The organism is Pseudomonas sp. SJZ131, assembly GCF_007828705.1.
Lineage (GTDB): Bacteria > Pseudomonadota > Gammaproteobacteria > Pseudomonadales > Pseudomonadaceae > Aquipseudomonas > Aquipseudomonas prosekii.
This window is the reverse complement of the sequence record NZ_VIVC01000006.1, coordinates 265,924-282,824: the sequence shown is the minus strand read 5'-3', so window position 1 is coordinate 282,824 and position 16,901 is coordinate 265,924. Positions and strand designations below refer to the sequence as shown.

The 16,901-nt window shown below is 52.1% G+C and carries 17 protein-coding genes; 8 read left to right on the top strand and 9 right to left on the bottom strand.

Going from position 1 to position 16,901, the window contains the following annotated elements; genetic code table 11:
* The first annotated feature begins 219 nt into the window (after positions 1-219).
* From FBY12_RS24465 to FBY12_RS27970, 4 genes are all read left to right on the top strand, one after another.
* Entirely contained in the window at positions 220-783 is a 564-nt protein-coding gene (locus FBY12_RS24465; protein WP_145256662.1) for a hypothetical protein, read from the top strand.
* Positions 784-977: 194 nt separating this feature from the next.
* Entirely contained in the window at positions 978-1,379 is a 402-nt protein-coding gene (locus FBY12_RS24460; RefSeq protein ID WP_145256660.1) for a hypothetical protein, read from the top strand.
* A gap of 83 nt (positions 1,380-1,462) precedes the next feature.
* Positions 1,463-1,927, top strand: coding sequence for a hypothetical protein (locus tag FBY12_RS24455; RefSeq protein WP_145256657.1), 465 nt, complete (start codon positions 1,463-1,465; stop codon positions 1,925-1,927).
* Positions 1,928-2,208: 281 nt separating this feature from the next.
* Positions 2,209-2,427: a hypothetical protein gene (locus FBY12_RS27970; RefSeq protein WP_145256654.1), complete on the top strand. Its 219-nt coding sequence runs from the start codon at positions 2,209-2,211 to the stop codon at positions 2,425-2,427.
* 36 nt (positions 2,428-2,463) lie between these two features.
* Here FBY12_RS27970 and FBY12_RS24445 read toward each other — a convergent pair whose 3' ends face one another.
* Positions 2,464-2,949, bottom strand: coding sequence for a hypothetical protein (locus tag FBY12_RS24445; protein WP_145256651.1), 486 nt, complete (start codon positions 2,947-2,949; stop codon positions 2,464-2,466).
* Positions 2,950-3,116: 167 nt separating this feature from the next.
* Here FBY12_RS24445 and FBY12_RS24440 point away from each other — a divergent pair, with 167 nt between their 5' ends.
* Positions 3,117-6,197 (top strand): TrlF family AAA-like ATPase, encoded by a 3,081-nt coding sequence (locus FBY12_RS24440; protein ID WP_145256648.1) that lies wholly within the window; start codon positions 3,117-3,119, stop codon positions 6,195-6,197.
* 172 nt (positions 6,198-6,369) lie between these two features.
* Entirely contained in the window at positions 6,370-7,740 is a 1,371-nt protein-coding gene (locus FBY12_RS24435; RefSeq protein ID WP_145256644.1) for a hypothetical protein, read from the top strand.
* A 66-nt stretch (positions 7,741-7,806) separates the two neighbouring features.
* Here the strand turns inward: FBY12_RS24435 and FBY12_RS24430 are convergent, their stop codons facing one another.
* The 8 genes from FBY12_RS24430 to FBY12_RS27710 form a co-directional block, all read right to left on the bottom strand.
* Positions 7,807-8,259, bottom strand: coding sequence for a hypothetical protein (locus FBY12_RS24430; RefSeq protein WP_145256642.1), 453 nt, complete (start codon positions 8,257-8,259; stop codon positions 7,807-7,809).
* A 1,479-nt stretch (positions 8,260-9,738) separates the two neighbouring features.
* The gene (locus FBY12_RS24415) at positions 9,739-10,305 is read right to left on the bottom strand and encodes a DUF262 domain-containing protein (RefSeq protein WP_256663353.1); all 567 of its coding nucleotides are present in this window, start codon (positions 10,303-10,305) and stop codon (positions 9,739-9,741) included.
* Positions 10,302-10,613: a hypothetical protein gene (locus tag FBY12_RS24410; protein ID WP_145256636.1), complete on the bottom strand. Its 312-nt coding sequence runs from the start codon at positions 10,611-10,613 to the stop codon at positions 10,302-10,304. The genes FBY12_RS24415 and FBY12_RS24410 overlap by 4 nt, the downstream gene beginning before the upstream one ends.
* Positions 10,614-10,910: 297 nt before the next feature.
* Positions 10,911-11,723: an inositol monophosphatase family protein gene (locus tag FBY12_RS24405; RefSeq protein WP_145256633.1), complete on the bottom strand. Its 813-nt coding sequence runs from the start codon at positions 11,721-11,723 to the stop codon at positions 10,911-10,913.
* A gap of 201 nt (positions 11,724-11,924) precedes the next feature.
* Positions 11,925-12,329 (bottom strand): helix-turn-helix domain-containing protein, encoded by a 405-nt coding sequence (locus FBY12_RS24400; protein WP_145256630.1) that lies wholly within the window; start codon positions 12,327-12,329, stop codon positions 11,925-11,927.
* A gap of 609 nt (positions 12,330-12,938) precedes the next feature.
* On the bottom strand, positions 12,939-13,529 hold the full coding sequence (locus FBY12_RS24395; protein WP_145256627.1) for a DUF6338 family protein: 591 nt from the start codon (positions 13,527-13,529) through the stop codon (positions 12,939-12,941).
* 116 nt (positions 13,530-13,645) lie between these two features.
* On the bottom strand, positions 13,646-13,978 hold the full coding sequence (locus FBY12_RS28240) for a 4-fold beta flower protein (RefSeq protein ID WP_371927556.1): 333 nt from the start codon (positions 13,976-13,978) through the stop codon (positions 13,646-13,648).
* Between the two features lie 89 nt (positions 13,979-14,067).
* The gene (locus tag FBY12_RS27710) at positions 14,068-14,214 is read right to left on the bottom strand and encodes a hypothetical protein (RefSeq protein WP_010220512.1); all 147 of its coding nucleotides are present in this window, start codon (positions 14,212-14,214) and stop codon (positions 14,068-14,070) included.
* Positions 14,215-14,571: 357 nt separating this feature from the next.
* On the opposite strand from FBY12_RS27710, the gene FBY12_RS24390 reads away from it, so the two are divergent.
* A complete protein-coding gene (locus FBY12_RS24390; RefSeq protein WP_053486344.1) occupies positions 14,572-15,450 on the top strand; it encodes a YafY family protein in 879 nt (292 codons plus the stop codon).
* Positions 15,451-15,861: 411 nt separating this feature from the next.
* Complete coding sequence (locus FBY12_RS24385) at positions 15,862-16,794, top strand: M48 family metallopeptidase (RefSeq protein ID WP_145256625.1); 933 nt, start codon at positions 15,862-15,864, stop codon at positions 16,792-16,794.
* Positions 16,795-16,901 lie beyond the last annotated feature (107 nt).

Here is a 16,901-nt window from a genome sequence, read left to right as displayed (position 1 = left end):
ACAGCCTATAGTGATATTATCGTGCCATTCGATCAGCTCAACCCGGCTGCGAAGTCAAAACGGTGCTGTGTCAGGAGTGGAGTTTGTCATGCATGAAGGGAGAACCGGCGCATGGCGCGGCAATGACGCGTTCGTTATGTAGGGCTTCATCCGCATGGGTTGCTCTGACCGTTGTTTGAGATTGGCGTTATTTTTAAAGTGAACCAGGGATAGTTGATAATGAAATTTGAGTGCGCAAAGTTTTCTGGAAAAGTTGATAGCATAGGTTTCGCCAGGCCCATGAGAGGTGGTTACAGACTGACGCTAAAAATAGACGGAGAAGTTATTCCAAATTTGGTTGTGCCTAGCAAGTTTTATGAAGAGCTGGAGGTTGGTCAGCAAGTAACTTTGTTCGGGATGTTCAGGAACAGCAAGAAGAAAGAAAAAAATGAAGGAGTGCTGTATGGAATGAAAGCTGAAGGTGGAAGAGCAAAGTTTGCCACTGACATGAGGTTTGGAGTTCCAGCGATACTTGCATTCTATGCATGTCTGGCGTTTTGTTTGATGTTCGTCGTCGGGTGGGCGGCGTCGCTTGCACTCGTAGCCGGGTTCAGCAGTGAATATAATCCTGGCGCAATGATGCATACCACTACGGTCTTCGCCTTCGTTGAGGCATCTTTGGCCGGCTTATTCTTTCTCTGGCGAGCCTGGGTGATTTTCAGTAAGACATCTAATCCTGAGGCTTGGGAAACTATTACGCCCGCCGTACTATCGAGTCGATTCAGTAAGTTTCACAAGTCGTGACGGTCTAGTTATGACGATAGGTGTGCCGCCTAACCTACAAGCTTTTGAAATCTCAGCGCAAGCGGAGCGCGCAGGCGTGCAGGATGAGCGCCCGAAGGGCCGAGACGCGGTTTGCCGTGTCTCGGTTCACGCCAGCCATCCGCCGAAGGCGGCACGCCACAACCACCGTCCAGACATGTCAAAAGGATGCTGAAATGACCTGCGATTTACTCAGCGAGCGTGAAAGAACTAGGAGAAGGGTTCTGTGGGCGCTTGCAAGCCTCCACCCCGGTGATTCAAATGCATCCGACCTCCTTGCCATCCTCAATGGTCTCGATGACCAAGAGCGAAACGACATCCCCTGTAGCGATAAGCCACTCGAACTCATTGAGGTTCGTAAATCTGTCTCGGTAAGGCGTCACAACTCCGGAATCGACATCATCTTGGAGCGCGATATCCCGCAGCCCTGGCGAGAACGCTTTCTGCAAGCGAACATCGGATCGACCAGGTTGATTGATGGGCCGTACGCTTCAGACTGGGATAAATTCCTGACTGAATGGGAGCGTGAGATGCAGCATCTGAAAAATCACCGAGCTGCACAGGCTCCTACCAGCTAGAGCGGCTGGTTCGAGCTATGGCGGCGCAAGCACACCAGTAGGTGATACCGCTGAAAATCGCAGGCCCAAACAGGAGCAGCAAGGTGGAACGGCCTTCTTTTTTCATTGATTTTGAAGCCTCTGGAATAGCGCCTGACAGCTATCCTGTCGAAGTCGCTGTCGTGTCGAGTGAGACCTCCTTCAGCTCGCTTATCAAGCCAGTCCGGTACTGGACGCACTGGTCATTCGATGCGCAAGACATGCATGGTCTCACTCAGGATCATTTGCTTAAGGAAGGTGATACCCCAGACGCTGTAGCGAGAAATATGAATCAGCTGTTTTCAGGCCAAGTGCTTTGCAGCGACTCACCTCAAGACTGTTTTTGGCTCGATATGCTTTTCGAGGCCGCAGATCTGATGCCCACCTTCGAGATGAAGCCTTTGGAGGTTTTTGTGGGCCGGGAGGCTGCCAGTGAAATCTACCGGCGACTGCCGACAGCCAGGCACCACCGAGCTCTAAATGACGCAACTGCTTTGATGAACACCTGCCGTGTTTTTTTCGAAGCTTGAACTATCAGAGGGGGGATACCCGCCCTCAGCTATGCGAAAGCGATGAGTACATTGAGCTTTGTTGAAGCTCAGCTTGTGCGACCGCTCGAACCGAAGGCAGGTGATCACGTGCCTAGTAGGCATGGCAAGCGGAGCGCGCAGGCGTGTGGGATGGATGCCCGAAGGGCCGAGATGCCGGCGTTTGCGTCAAGGCTCGGTTTACGACAGCCCATCCCCGAAGGGGCACGGCCTAACCCCAGTCGCGGGAACAGAGGCCAAGACCATACTGCGAGGATTTTCCGATGGGAATGACAGACGATGACGACACTGTCTACTGCGACGTCCAGATGTCTTTAGCGCAGGGCCGCGAGCTGCTCCAACTGGTTAGCGCATTGAGGGAGTCAAAAGCCCATTCGACTCTCGACAGGGTTTTCGAGCGCATGCAAGACGAGCTCAGCGCATCGATTGATATCGTCGAAAATCCACCGACCTGGGGCCCATGGGGCCGACGCACCATTTAGCACTTGCACCACACTCCATCCAGACTTGCGACAACCCTATCTGAAAGTTTGCGAACGCAGCCACGCTTCCACTTTTTGCCATCGGCCAACCCCGGAAAGCTTTGACCTTCCTGTATCTAGAATCTCAAGCAGTCGCTGTCTCTCCGCACGAGAGGGAAACCAATCATCAATCTCGACGCTGCAGTGGTTGGACTCGCTCAATGCCCATCTCACGATCATGTCCGCAGCGGCTCTGTAGTGATCTGCCATGAACAGACGATAGCCATCCACAGACCAGCCGCGCTCCGCCAGCTCATCGGTCACGTCGATAATGCCAAGGTCACCAAAGTAGGCTCTGGTGTCAGGATAATGGATACCTGCCAACGACACCTTAGCCACCCCCGATTCCCGATCAAAATACGAAAGGAAATGCCATCCCCCTGTGGTGCTTCCATGATGTGGAAAATTGATGGCGGCCTTGCCTGTTATGTAGTTTTCGCGGGATGCGCGTTTGAGGTCAAAGTCGAACAAAGGCTGCTTCATGTAAGTTTCCGTATGGCCGGCGATCACACTGAGTAACAACAGAGCCCATTTTCCGTATTCATTTGTCCAGATTTACTCATATTCCGGCAAAAGTTGTGTCAATGAGCTTTCATCAATGGCGGGTGGAGCTTCACTTGAGGTTCTGATCGGATATCGGGGAATGTGCAATGCCAGTTATTTTGCAGGGCTCAACATGGAAAAAATGGGATCTCCACGTCCACACCCCAGAGTCATTGGTTCATCACTACCCCGGTGAAAAGGAGGCTGCGTGGGAGGCTTTCCTATCTGATCTAGAGGCATTGCCACCCGAGTTCAAAGTCCTAGGAATCAATGACTATCTGTTCGTCGATGGTTACGCCCGCGTTTTGGATGAGCGGCGGAAGGGTCGTCTTGCGAATATTGAGCTTGTTCTTCCTGTCGTGGAGCTACGACTAGATAAGTTTGGCGGAGTTCTAGAGCAAAGCGAGGAGGGATATAGGCCCTCGAATTGGAGTCGTATTAACCTCCATGTCGTTTTCGATCAGGTCGAACCACAGCTCATTCGTGAGCAATTTATGCCTGCCATTTCTCAGGGGTACTCCCTCGTTCCTGGATCCCCTGGCGACCGTTGGGCTGGAGTCATTACTAGGGAAAATCTGATTGAGCTTGGGGAGCGTGTAGTTGCCTCAATGCCAGAGGCTATGCGGGGCAGGGCTCCCTCACCATTAAAGGTCGGCTTCAACAATCTCAATGTTAGCTTTGAAGCTGTTCGGGCAGCTCTCAAGACGCAGCACTTTGATGGCAAGCACATCATTGCGATGGGCAAGAGCGAGTGGGACAGTCTGCGCTGGAATGATCATACGATCGCGGACAAGAAAACGATCATTAACGAAGCAGATCTAGTTTTCACTGCTGCAGCCAATCCCGAGGCTTACGTGAGGGCTCATGATGGGTTAAAGGCTGCTCAGGTCAACGCGCGCCTCCTTGACTGCTCAGATGCGCACTCGCTTAGCACATCGGGTGACAAAGACCGTGTTGGAAACTGTTTCACTTGGATCAAGGCTGACTCCACATTCCAGGGGCTCGTTCAAGCGATCCATGAGTTCGATGATCGCGTGTACGTCGGTGATGCCCCGCCTAAGCGAATGAAGGTTGAACAGAATAGAACCAAATTCATAAGCTCAATAAAAGTGGGGAAGGTCACAGACTCGGGCCTTGCCGAACCATGGTTCGACTTGGACATCCCGCTCAACCCTGATTTGGTGGCAATCATCGGTAACAAGGGCAGTGGTAAAAGCGCTCTATCCGATGTCATCGCGTTGGTTGGCAACACAAAGCACTACGCGAAGTTTTCATTCCTAAAAAACACCCGGTTCCGTAGCCCAAAGCGCAGATTTTCGGAACATTTCTTGGGAACCTTGACTTGGCTAGATGGCTCCGTAATGGAGAAAACCTTGCAGGAAGATCCTGAGCAAAGCAGCGTCGAGCGGGTTAAGTATCTTCCGCAAAGCTACTTAGAAGACTTGTGCAATGAATTGGGTGAGGGTGGATCCACAACGTTTGATGCAGAGCTGCGAAAAATCATTTACTCCCACGTTCCCGAGGAGGAGCGGCTTGGCAAAGCGTCCATGGATGAGCTCTTAGATTTCAAGGTTGCAGAAATTGAGCAGGCTCGTAAAGGCGTTAAAGAAAGCATCAGCAAGATCAATGCAGAAATCATTGAGGCAGAACGCAGATCGACAAATGATTTCTTGAGGTCGCTGCATGAGTTAATGGTGGCCAAGCAGGGAGAAATCGCTGCGCTGGAGGAGGCCAAGCCCCAGCCGGTGCTCGACCCGAGTGCTTCACCTGAAGCTCTGGCTGAGTCGAAGCAAGCCGTTCAGCAAGTTGATGTTCTCGAAGATGAGGTTCGAAAGATTGAGGCTGAGGAGACGGCGCTCAAGAACACGAGAGCTACGGCACTTAAAAGAGAAGCGATCGCCAAGAGAGTCTCCACCGCTCTTACTAATTACCGTAAGCAGCATGCGACCTTCGTTGCTGAACTGAAAGACTTACTCGCCGATCTTGATGCAGAGTTGCCAATTGATTCCTTGGTGCAGTTAAAGGTCGATTCAGGGCCGATTGAAGCCATCGTTGTAGCGGCACAAACGCAGGTAGCTGCGATCGATGCCGATTTGAAAAATGAAGATCAAGGTAGTATTTCGCAGCGAAGATCTCTTACGACGGCCCAGTTGGTTGAGGCCAAGGGCATGCTTGGAGAGGCGCAGCGACTTTATGTTCTCTACAAAGAAAATCTAGCGAATTGGGAGCGCGCCAAGGCAGAACTGATTGGGTCACCTGATAAGTCAGGTAGCCTTTTGCAACTGCAGGCTGAAATAGCATCTTTGGCGCTCTTGCCAGAGCAGCAAGCGAGGCTTCGTGCCGAACGCTCAGAGAAGACTCGTGAGATGCATGGTTTGATTCAGGCAATGGTTGATGAATACGGCAGGCTTTATCTCCCTGTGCAACGATTCGTTAATTCGGATGAGCAGCGAGAGCTCAATTTACCTCTGGATTTTCAAGTTCGGATCGAAGAAAAAGGTTTTTCCGAGCAGCTATTAAGGCGCATCAACCAAAGGGTTAGAGGTTCTTTCATGGGCGTCGACGAGAGCTCCCAGAGGTTGCGTAATCTGCTGCTTGCTTCCAATTTCGAGACCCCGGATGAGGCAGTTGCCTTCGCAGACATGATTGATGATCTGCTTCATTTCGATCGTCGAGAAGGAATACCTGAGAGGGCAATTCTCCTGACCGACCAACTCGCACGAACCGTCACTGCGCAGGATCTTCTGGATTACCTGTACTGCCTGGACTATCTGGCTCCTCGATATTCTTTGACCTACGAAGGGCAGGAAATCGGTCAGCTTTCACCTGGCGAACGTGGGCTGCTGCTTCTGGTTTTTTACCTTTTGGTCGATGAGGATGACATACCGATTGTCATCGACCAGCCCGAAGAGAACCTGGATAACCAGACCATTTTTCGCGTTCTGGTTAAGTGCATCAAGCGAGCTAAAGAACGCCGGCAAGTAATCATGGTGACGCATAACCCTAACCTCGCAGTGGTGTGTGATGCTGAACAGATCATTTATGCGGCATGTGATAAGGCTGCGAGCCGGTTCGATTATGAAGCCGGTGCGATTGAGCACCCTGACATCAAAGCCCGAGTGGTCGAAATTCTTGAAGGTACGGAACCGGCTTTCAAGAACCGGCAGAGTAAGTATCGATTGCAATAGACCAATGGCTTTGCGGAGCATAGCAACGGATGTGCTTATGGTAATGGCCCGGCTTTGAGGGCTTAGCCATGGGTATGCTGATGATATGAGTAGGTATGTTAGGAGCCAAACCTGGCACTCATTACCTGCGACGGCCTATACGAGCTGGGTTTTTTCACTAATGGATTAGCTGATGAAAGCACTTCCTAACTCGATGTTTGAGCTACTCGCCCTGGCGCTGCCTTGGGGGCTTAGCTTCGTCGACCACTATCCCTATCAAGGCTGCGCCGAGGAGGAAGGATGGATTTCCGACGATGGCGCCACCTGGGGGGTGGTCTGCTACAGCCCAGAAGCAAACACTTATTCTAGCTTGGTGGCCAGGCGCAGAATCGATCTCGTTTGGACGGTCATATATGGCGTAGGTGGCTTTGCACTATTCGAGGAAGCTAAAGCTCAAATTACGAGTCGATTGGAAGAGGGAAGGGCTCTTGAACCGGTGCCTCCAAGCACGCCAAGGCGACAACATCTTTTCGCAGGTGCTTCAGAAGATGCTGGCTCACTCTTCCGGTTGCTAAGACGAAAATCAAAAGCTCAGACAGCTTGGGTTTTAGGCCATCTCTACCTTTCGATGCCTAAGCCCGATCAGAACTTCGTAACCGATTTTCGCTCGAGCAATTTCCACACGAGGCTATGGGAGCTTTTACTTCTGGCTTCCTTTCGTGAGCAGGGATGTTTTGTTAGTCAGGATCATCCCTCTCCGGATTTTCATATACGGCGCCGAAGCGGTGATGGAGCCTGGATCGAAGCTGTTACCGCCAACCCACCGGATGCGGATAGGTATGATCATGTTGATAGCCCGCTGGCACCTATTCCAAACGATCCTAGAGATCGGTGCATGGGAGGGGCGGCAGTCCGCTTCCATAAAACATTAAGAAGCAAGATCGATCGGCGATATGACCAGTATTCGCATGTTCAAGGTCAGCCTTTTGCGATAGCCCTGGCGGACTTCCATGCGCCGGGATCGATGATGTGGAGTCGAGAAGCGCTGATCACCTATCTGTACGGCGAATACGCAGAGGTACAAAATCTGGATGGTGTGCAAGCCGCAGTAAGCGTTGCCGTACAGGCGCTTTTGGATAATGAAGGCACCCCTGCGGGCCTATTTCGTTCCGGGGAAAATGACGGCCTCTCCGCAATTGTCTTTAGCAACGGATGTACCATCGCCAAGTTCGGGCGAGTTATGCAGACTATGAGTGGCATCGATTACGGTTTCTCGCGCACCCGCGTCGGCATGATCTTCGACCGGACACCTGGCGTGTTAGAGGGCATTCCATTCTGTCTTGACGTCAGCAGTCGAGAGTACCAGGAGCTTTGGCCCCAACGTTACGAGCCTTGGTCAGCTGAGCTCGAAGTCTTTCACAATCCCTTCGCTACGTACCCTTTCCCTAGAAACGTTTTACCGGAAGCGCAGCATTGGTTTCGAAGGGACGGATCAATTGTCTGTGAAGCTTTTTACGAGACGTCTGTTCTTTGGTCGGAAACTCATGTGACGAACAAAAAGTAAGCTGGCGGGCCAACAAAACGAGCTTGGTTCACCGCCAGATTTTGTCGATCAAATGTCGGTAAGCTTTCAAAACAGACGGAATGGATTGGTGTACTTACTGGCTTTGCGCAGATACCTGGAGGCTAAACGCATCCCTGCACCTAAAAATTTCACTTTTTGAAGCGTCCCCTGCCGATCGTGGAGAAAGTGGAACTGGGCATCCAGCTTTGAAAGTTCGACCAGAAGCAGCTGGCGGCCTTTTTCATCCAAATTGGGGTCAGAAAGCTCATCGTCGATTGCTTTTCGGTAACCACGGTACTCTCTCTTCATCGCCTCAGTTCTCCAAGCTGACGTCACCGGCATGATCAGGCAGAGTAAAGCCGTCCCGTCGAAGGCAGCGGCCACAGCTGTTGTGCTGAGCAAGCCATCGCGCCATAGACCTCCTATTATTAGAAAGGGAATGTTGACGACCAACGCCAGAAAAACTGGTTGGGTCGGGTAGGCTAGCAGTGGATGAAGGCGATACCGTATTTTTCGCATAGAGCTTCCAGGGCTTTGATAGGTGATGAGATATTGGCAGTTGTGACAATGCCTGTCTTGCCAAGTGGGTGCTCAAAAATTCAGAGTCAGGAGCGTAGGCATTGAGGGAGTTTTTACTTTTTATGATCCTGCACTCCTGAAAACATCAGGGTTTACCGAGCTCGCTCACTCAGGTCGCGGCATAGGTAAACATCTTCAAACTTGCGAGGGGCGAACATGACGATTCCGACGCCATGGGGTGCAATTTTCAAAGCGGGAGCATGGTGCTGGCGTCGCGTCACCAGGGCACTGTTTTATAAAACCTATTCCGAGGCCCATCAACGGTGGACGAAACGTAACGGTTTCGGCGCTCGGTGGGAAAAGCTTGGAAAATATGTCGAGTATTCTCTCTATCTAACAAAGCCGACCGACGCTGAACCTCGGGTTTCCAAAGTCGCTTTCCGTGCGGTCGATGCTACGGTAGTGAGATTCGATTGCGTATTTGAGGCTGAGGGCGCAGGACTTCGATATCAAGATGCGATAACCGTACATGAGCTAAATCGCTCGCCGGTCGTTTTCAACCTCACGCGCGTTCCTTCGCAAGATTTCCTATCGCACCTCAAGGGTGATATCCGATTTTCCGTGGAGAGCTACCAATTCCGCAAATGCTCGGTATCACTGGAAGGCAATCAGATACCCGAGTTCGGTTCGCTTACCTCGTATCTCAGTCATAACTGGTTGATAAGTGACACTTGGAATCGCCGGTGGGGCACTTTCTGGAATTGCAATTCGATCACTTACGCGAAGCGAGAAATTGAGATTTATTGGAAATGGGGTTTTGGCAATCGGGGCGGATCTGTTTACACGCCGCGATACAGCAGAACAAATTCAAAGGCACCTTTTTGGTCTTTTGGACGCAGAACGGTGGTTTGGGTAATGTCCAGACCTTGGATCCTAACGATGCAATTCTGGATAGCCATCTGGTCGCGTCAGTTTGTGTTGGATGAGAATGACCGATTGCGGCGTCGATAGTTTTCTGCGTTGGGGGGCGTTACCTTTTCACCAGACCTTTGTATCGTTCTCGAGACTCCAGGATCTGATCCCTGAGCTCTTCAGGATCAATCCTCATGCCACCGCGAGGCGTTACCTGGAGCGATTTCAGACTGTTCGCAGCCTTGATGAATTCCCGTTCCTCTGCCTGAACCCACTCGGGCCGCTTGTCTTTCCAAAATAGCCAACCCATTTGCCCGGCCTCATCTTTGATCGGATGCTCAGCAGTATGTGGGAGCGGTAGCCAATGTCCAAGCAAGAAGGTGAGTCGGATCGCTCTGCAAGCGGAGCGCGCAGACCATGATGGTCGAAGAGCGTAAGGATGGAAGCCCGGAGGGCCGAGACCCAGCGTAGCGGGGCTCGGTTTACGACAGCCGCTCCCGAAGGGATACGCCCGACCGCCTTGATTAAAAGGTTATCTAACAGCTCGTTGATCAAATGACCGAGGCACTAGCCCTGCGCGCAAAGATCGTATGTCCTGCGCAATGCCACCTCGTCGTCAGAAGACACCCGAGCATGGCTAAAGATCGTCGACAGAAACCGTCTCCTTTCGCTGTTGCCAAGCTCAGACCAGATCCTCGCTTGCCCTTGTGCATCAGGAATCGCCAACCGGTCGAGGAGATACTCTTCCAGGCTGTGCAGACGTTGCTGGCCATCAATCAAAATTTCACTGTTTTCGGCCAATGCCCTGCTACCGATCACTGGCTCGTACCAGTCATTCGTGAGGTAGCTCCCCAGATCCCCACCTGACCATACTGCAGAGATGAAGCGAGACTTCTGACCAAGGTTCCACTCCAGCCCGCGCGCCCAGGTTGGAACGGGTATGCCCATAACGAATCGCGCTGCCCACGGAAAATGCTCACGAGCGGAGGAGGGGTCTACGAGATACTTTTCCCAGTTGCCCACTAAGACCTCGAGGGGACAATGACTGACGGTCGTCGGCAGAAGACGCTGCGGCATATGGACGTGCCGGTCTGATGTACCGCCGTCAGAGTAGCGTTTAAAAAAGGAAGTCATGGTTTTCCTGGGTAGCTCAGGTTGGTCGAAGTATTCGGGTAGGTTCGGGCGCATCGCCATGCATCCACCGTTGCAATGATCAGCAGATCCCGGTCTGTGGAGATATCGATCTGGCCGCTGTCGGCCAAAGCCTGCGCATAGCCCTCGGCATAGGCTGCCGCTTTGTTGAATTCGGATGCGCAGGCTGAGGATTCGATGTAGCCGATCAGCCGCTCCCATGTGCGCCGCTGGCGGTTGCCGAAAATCGTGAAGGGGAACGATAAGGCCCGGTTCAGGCGCTGTGCGAAGTCATGTGTAGAGAGGGTCAAAGCCGTCGCTCAAAAAGGGTACTTACCCATCACAAACGGTTGGTTTCGGAAAACCTTGAGCCTGAAGCGATGTTTTTTGAAGAAATACATGTTTGCCCAAATGCTGCAGCTGGGACTGATGTGTTGGAGGACTATCACATCAGGCAAGCGGAGCGCGCAGGCACGAAGATGGATGCCGGGGGGGCAAGATAGCCATTGAAAATGGCTGGCTTGAATCACGACAGCTGGCCCGAAGGGCGTGCCAAACGCCGGTCTACAGCAATAAGCCGTCTGACTGAATTTTGCATGCAGTCAGCATTACTCAAACACCCTATTCCAGTCCCGTTTATTGAGCTCGCTGCATGCATCTGGTGCGCCACCGAATACACGTCCGGATACCTTCGCCATGGTAGCCTCAGTCGTGTATTGAATAGGTGTCCCATCCTCGCCAATCAGCACCCCCTTCGCACCTTTCAACAGCGCATGACCAGCCACGACATCATGAGCGCTAACAGGGTATAGCGAGATACCACAAACCCCGTCTCCTGCGGCAACTTTAGCGAGCCGATATGCAATGGATGGCATGGCGTAAAACTCTGCCGGCGCGCACAGCAGGTTATTGATATCGGGCTTGTCAGCAGCTGCAGCGCTAACCATCACGATGGACGTATCGGAAAGTTTTTGATCAGAGAGGTCGACGACGATGCGATTGTTATTTCTGAGCAGATGATCCATACCCTTTGCCCAGCCGATGCAGTCAGAAACTCCCGAAGGCGTAACAGGGGCGTGCACCACCCCAAGGATAGGCTTGCCGTCATGGAGCAAGCCGACGGATATGGCAGAGCCTGCGAGGCCCCTCAAAAAATCGCTGGTGCCATCGTTAGGGTCGACCACCCAACAGAATGGATATCCAGTAAGAATATGGCCTGTTTCCTCGCCCCACCAATCGCAATCCACGAGGGCCAGCAGTTCGGCCCGGAGCAGGATCTCAATCTCGACATCAATCTCTGCTTTATCTCCTGATCCTCTCCGTCCACCTGGACGTACACATTCCTGTGCCAATAAAACACCCGCTCGCTCTACGGATTCAATCACTTGGTGGAGAATGTGCTGCAGCCAATGATTAGTCATGGGGATCTTTCGAGTTAATTAACAGGGGGAGCTGAGACCTCTAGACGAGCGTACACCTACCTTCTAGCCGGAGCTGCGATTCAAGCCATAGATCGAGGTCGAAATTGCGCATTACTAGGCCTACTGGGGCTTTCCATAGGAGTGCTACAACACCTAGCCGTGTGTGCCGTCGGCTCACGACAATACGGCAAGGTGAGGCGTCTAGTCAGCGAAGCAGAATTCGACTTGCTGGGAGTTGGGCACTGAGCGATTACTTGATGGCTGAATTGAAGGACGTGGCATCGGAGACTTATCACCTGTCGAAATCATCAGCTTTTTGAGAACGCCCTCTTGGGCTAGATTTGCCAACTCCTCTTGGGTACGAAGGAGCAAATCGCCAACGGACTGTCCAGACTCGGCGCAAAGCGTAACTGCCACCAGTGTCAGAGGGTTCAACCTGAGTGGGCCACTCAAAGCCGTGATCATCTCCAACGTGGGGCTCGACTGGGCACGCTCCAATTTTGAGACGTATGTTCGACTGCTGACTTCGGCGAGATTTCTTTGAGTCAGTCCTTTGCCCGCGCGCATCGCTTTAAGCACGGCAGCAAACGCAATTTTGAGCGTCATAAACACGTTCCTGATGAGCCAGTCACATTTAGCGTGGTTACGCTGGTGAAGCCATTCTAGGCACCTGAAGACTAATACGGTATGTCTGCGTTCGATGGAGGTTAGCGATGATTTATGAGAGGGGAGCGGGCCTGCATACAATTATCCAGGCGGGCTACCCATTAGGACTTCAGCTCCCCGCTATGAAGCTGCGAAATGATCTTCTATCGTTTTTTAGGTGGCGGCGGCGGTGGAGGCGGGGCGGCAGGTCTTTGGCTGGTTGTCTGTTTGCTGATGCCGTCATTCACATGAACTCTGCCGCCAGATTGGTTTGTCATGAGATTACCTTTTGGTGGGCGGTGGTGGGGCCTTAGGTGGAGTTGCCGGGCGCTGAGCGAATGGCTTGGGTGGATTTGAATGTCCGCCACTCGGTTTGCGTGGTTGGGGCGATATACCTCTTTCCTCGTACATTTCGACCTCTATTTTTTCGGCGCTTTAGGGGGAGCAGGCGGTGGTGCTGAGGGACGGATGTTAGCTGGTGCAGGAGGATTAACATTCATCCCCTCATTACCAGTTCGTTGTTCAAGCACGTGATGCCTAGGTTTATTTTCGTTGTTCACTTCTGATCTCCTACTCTAGAAATTCGACTAGGTACACATCGCTGTTTGCAATCAAATAACTCTCGATGCCGGGCGTGTCGACCCACTCATTCTCTTCGTTCATCCAGCTCGGCTGTGTAATGAGGAAGTGCCCATCTTTAGGCTCGGTTGGCCATACTGCCGGGTACCCGAATAATCGCCGTCCATCAAGCAGGGTAAGCACTACGCTTTTGCCTTCGCGTTTGCGGAAGGCATAAATCCACTCGGGATACGACGAGCGAGACGTCAAGGTCAACCACCTGCCAAATCTGTACAGGTAGTCGTGGTTCGAAGCGAAGGCTAACAATAGGCCTAGAGATGTCGCCAAGCCTATTCCCCAAACGCCTTCTACTTGAACCGTCCACCGCCCCAGCTGAAAATGATGCTCGCCGATGTAAAACAGCACGGGCTTGATGCCTGACACCAGCATCGTTATCAGCCCAGTGCTGATCAGTGCTTGAACTGTGCGCTCAAACTGCCCGGGCTTTTTAACATCGGCCAACCAATAGAAGATCATGGTAGTCAGAAAGCCAGGAACAAGCGTCTGTACCAATGGGATGATTTTCGTTGCTAGATCTTCCATTGCCTGTCTCTCTTACTTGATTGGGCGGACGCCTGAATCATCCGTTGGCTCAAAGCCGGCGCTCACACCGCTATCGTTCTTAACCATGGCCGGGAGAGGAGGCATGTCATCTCTTATCAAGAGAAAAACTCATCCCCAGGTATCTTTGATAGAAAGAGACCCATCAGAGCATAAAATTTCGGACGCCTTCGACATTTGAGATATCGCATTTGCTTGGGGCCCTTCGGTGGAGGGGGGAGGAGCCACATCTTCATTGAGCCACCGCCTGACTCTGGTGTGCGCAGCACGATGTGGCGGTGATTATCGCGAATGTAGCCATTCGTTATAAATCCTAGATGTAAGCCTGGATAGGAGTAGACCGAGCCTTCGTGAAAGTAGGCGAGTGGACGGCCACAGTATGCATATAAGTGCTCGTCGTCATCTGTATACGCGATCGGCTTGTGTTGCATATCATAGAAATCTAGGCACATGAGGCTCTTCATTGCAGCGATGGGAGAACAGGGCACTTGTGTGCCCCGAGCTCTGTTAAGCAGCCAAATTACTTGGCTGCTTTAGGGCGAATGACGATACGAAACGGCTGACCGTTTGCACGTCGAATCACCTTCCCGGTTTTGGTGGTGATGGTCATGCGATAGATGACCTCACCCTCCTCGTCGGGCTTTTCGAACATCTCAATCTGGGACATAAAATGTCTCCTGCTGAGGTAGGCTCAAACACAGAACTCGCTCCCTTGCGAAAGGAGCCCACAGGGGCTACCATCGCAAAGCTTTCTTCAACGAAGCGCGAGAGACATCTGGAGTCTGTTCAGACGTCTTTTCCCAAAGGCCGGTCAAGGTGCGAACTTGATCGGCTTTTTTGTTTCTGGCTTTCCACCATCTAGTCCAATGCAGGCTCAGAAGCCTCCTCGAAGCGCTAGTGATGAATATGTATCGGTGCCATTTGCATAGCCTATCATCATCATTTTGATGACGTCAACTGCTCATGTGTTATGCTGTGTGAAAGGTGACGGGCTTGACCGACTTTTAGATTCGATGGAGATGACATGATTGATTTGAGCGAGTACAGCCAAGCGCAACGGGAGCGCCTGGTGTACATCGATTTCCGCCTCTACTTCACAGGCGCCGTCTCACGTGCGGATCTCATGGATAGGTTTGGCGTAGGCGCCGCTGCTGCCACCCGTGATTTCGCTCAGTACAAGGATGTTGCTCCACAGAACACGGAGCTCGACACGGTCACGAAGCAGTACGTGATACGCGAAAAATTCTCTCCTTTGATCGCGCACGCATCTGAGCGAGTTCTCACTGCGCTTTCGCAGGGATTTGGCTATGGTCTGGATTCGTATGAAAAGCCGCTGATCCCCCACGAGTCGGTTTCGCTGCTCAGCAAACCTAAGGTAGAAGTTTTAGCGCCCATCACCCGGGCAATACACCTTAAACGTGTCGTAAAAATCAGCTACACATCCGGTTCAGGTCAGTCAGAGCGAACCATCGTACCGTTCGCTATTGGTTGTGACGGTCTTCGCTGGCACGTCCGGGCGTTTGATCGGAAACGTAAAAAGTTTGCAGACTTCGTTCTAACTCGAGTGGGGCATGCTGAGCTTCAGATGGGGGAGAAAGCAGGAGACGAAGAAACGCCGAAACACGACGATCAGTGGAATCGGATGCTTGAGTTACCTATTGTCCCGCATCCCGATAAAGACTCTACAGAGATCGTGAAGCGTGACTACGACATGCTTGATGGCGTGCTCAAACTACGAGTTCGCGCCGCCATGGCTGGATATGTCCTGCAGCAATATCACGTCGATTGCTCCCCTGATCACAGCATCACGGACAAGGCTTACCGGCTATGGCTTAAAGATCCTTTAGCGCTCTATGGAGTTGAGAGCTCCATGTTCGCGCCTGGCTACCAAAGTCCTAATTGACCGATAACCAACGCACTGCTCTATAACTTGATTCCATCCTTAACCGTGCTAGTTGCAGGAGGGGGCTGTGAGTGACATGACTCGCCAGGTTCGTTAGGGCAATTTTCATCGCCGTGTTCAGCCCCTTTCCGTATAAGGCTTAACGGAACGGCAGCTGATAAATTCGCCCAGCCTGTGCCGGCGGCCGATAATCACTAGATTTCTTCATAGGCCTTGCTCTTGCATCTGCACTATCGCCGGCTTGGGCTCAGGGCTAATCATTAAGCGTGCGGAGCGCTCAGCACCAGCGGCTAGCAGTCGTCCAAGCGCCGACCTGATCAAGGAAGTGCAGCTACTTGAGTGGCAATGCGACATCGGTGTGGGTAGCCTAGTGCTATTACCGTCACCTATTGCCCATGTGGGGAAACACGATTGGATCAGGATACCTCCAACCAAGGAATCGAACGCGAAAGGCTTCGTCTCGAAGCTACAAGATTTAGGTCTGAAAGCAGTCACAATCGAACAGTTTTATGGGTAGGCGCTTTTGTTAGCGTGGTTGTAGTTATCATCCCCGCAACGTCTAGCTACCTCAATGAATCAGCTCGTCTGAAGCTTGAAGCTCACCGGCAGGAGGTAGAGCGACAGCAGAAGGCAGATGATCTCAAACTGAAGCAGAGCGAGATCGAGCGCTCTAGAGATGCTACCCGAGTCAAGTTCTTGCAGGATCACATAGACATGATCATGGCAGATGAGCCTGACGCTGAGTTGAGATTGACTGCTTTGGCAAGGCTTGCACTCCCAGCGGATGCGGATGCTTTGATCGCCCAGGTTCGTACGATTAGGCGTGAACTCGCATTACAACGCTCCAGTGCTCAAAAAGTCGATGGAGTTTCTACAACGCAACAGAATGCTGCTGAAGTGGAAAGCTCTGTACCACCATTGGTCGTCACTTCTCGAGCTGTAAGCGCCTCAGGAGATCAGGACTTAGCGCCTGGAATGGCCGAGGGGCGGTCGCATGCACGGAAAGGTGACTACGAGAGCGCATTGCGAAATTTCAACACTGCGGTTGACCGCAATCCTAACGATCCTTTGGCGTGGAATTTCAAAGCGTACTCAGAGTTTCGCACAAACCAGTTAACTACTGCGCTAGCCAGCATAAGCCGTGCTTGGAAGCTCAACCCAAGCGATAACAAAACTCGCCGATGGATCGCAATTAACGCTACAAAGATCCTGTGTGCTCAAGGTCGAGCAAGCGAAGCTGCGACCTTTTTCAATCAGAGTGCATCCGTAGTACCAGAAATCGTTACCGACGTTTATGGAGATGGTGAGTTTCAGTCCACTTGCCAGGCGATATGGCGAGGATAAGACGGAGCAGAAGCGTGCAAGCGCTTACTGTATGTCTGAGTTGAGCTACCGCAGGTAGCTCGAGCGGTATTTCAGTTAGGATGGCACAGCCTCGGCAGCCCATGTTG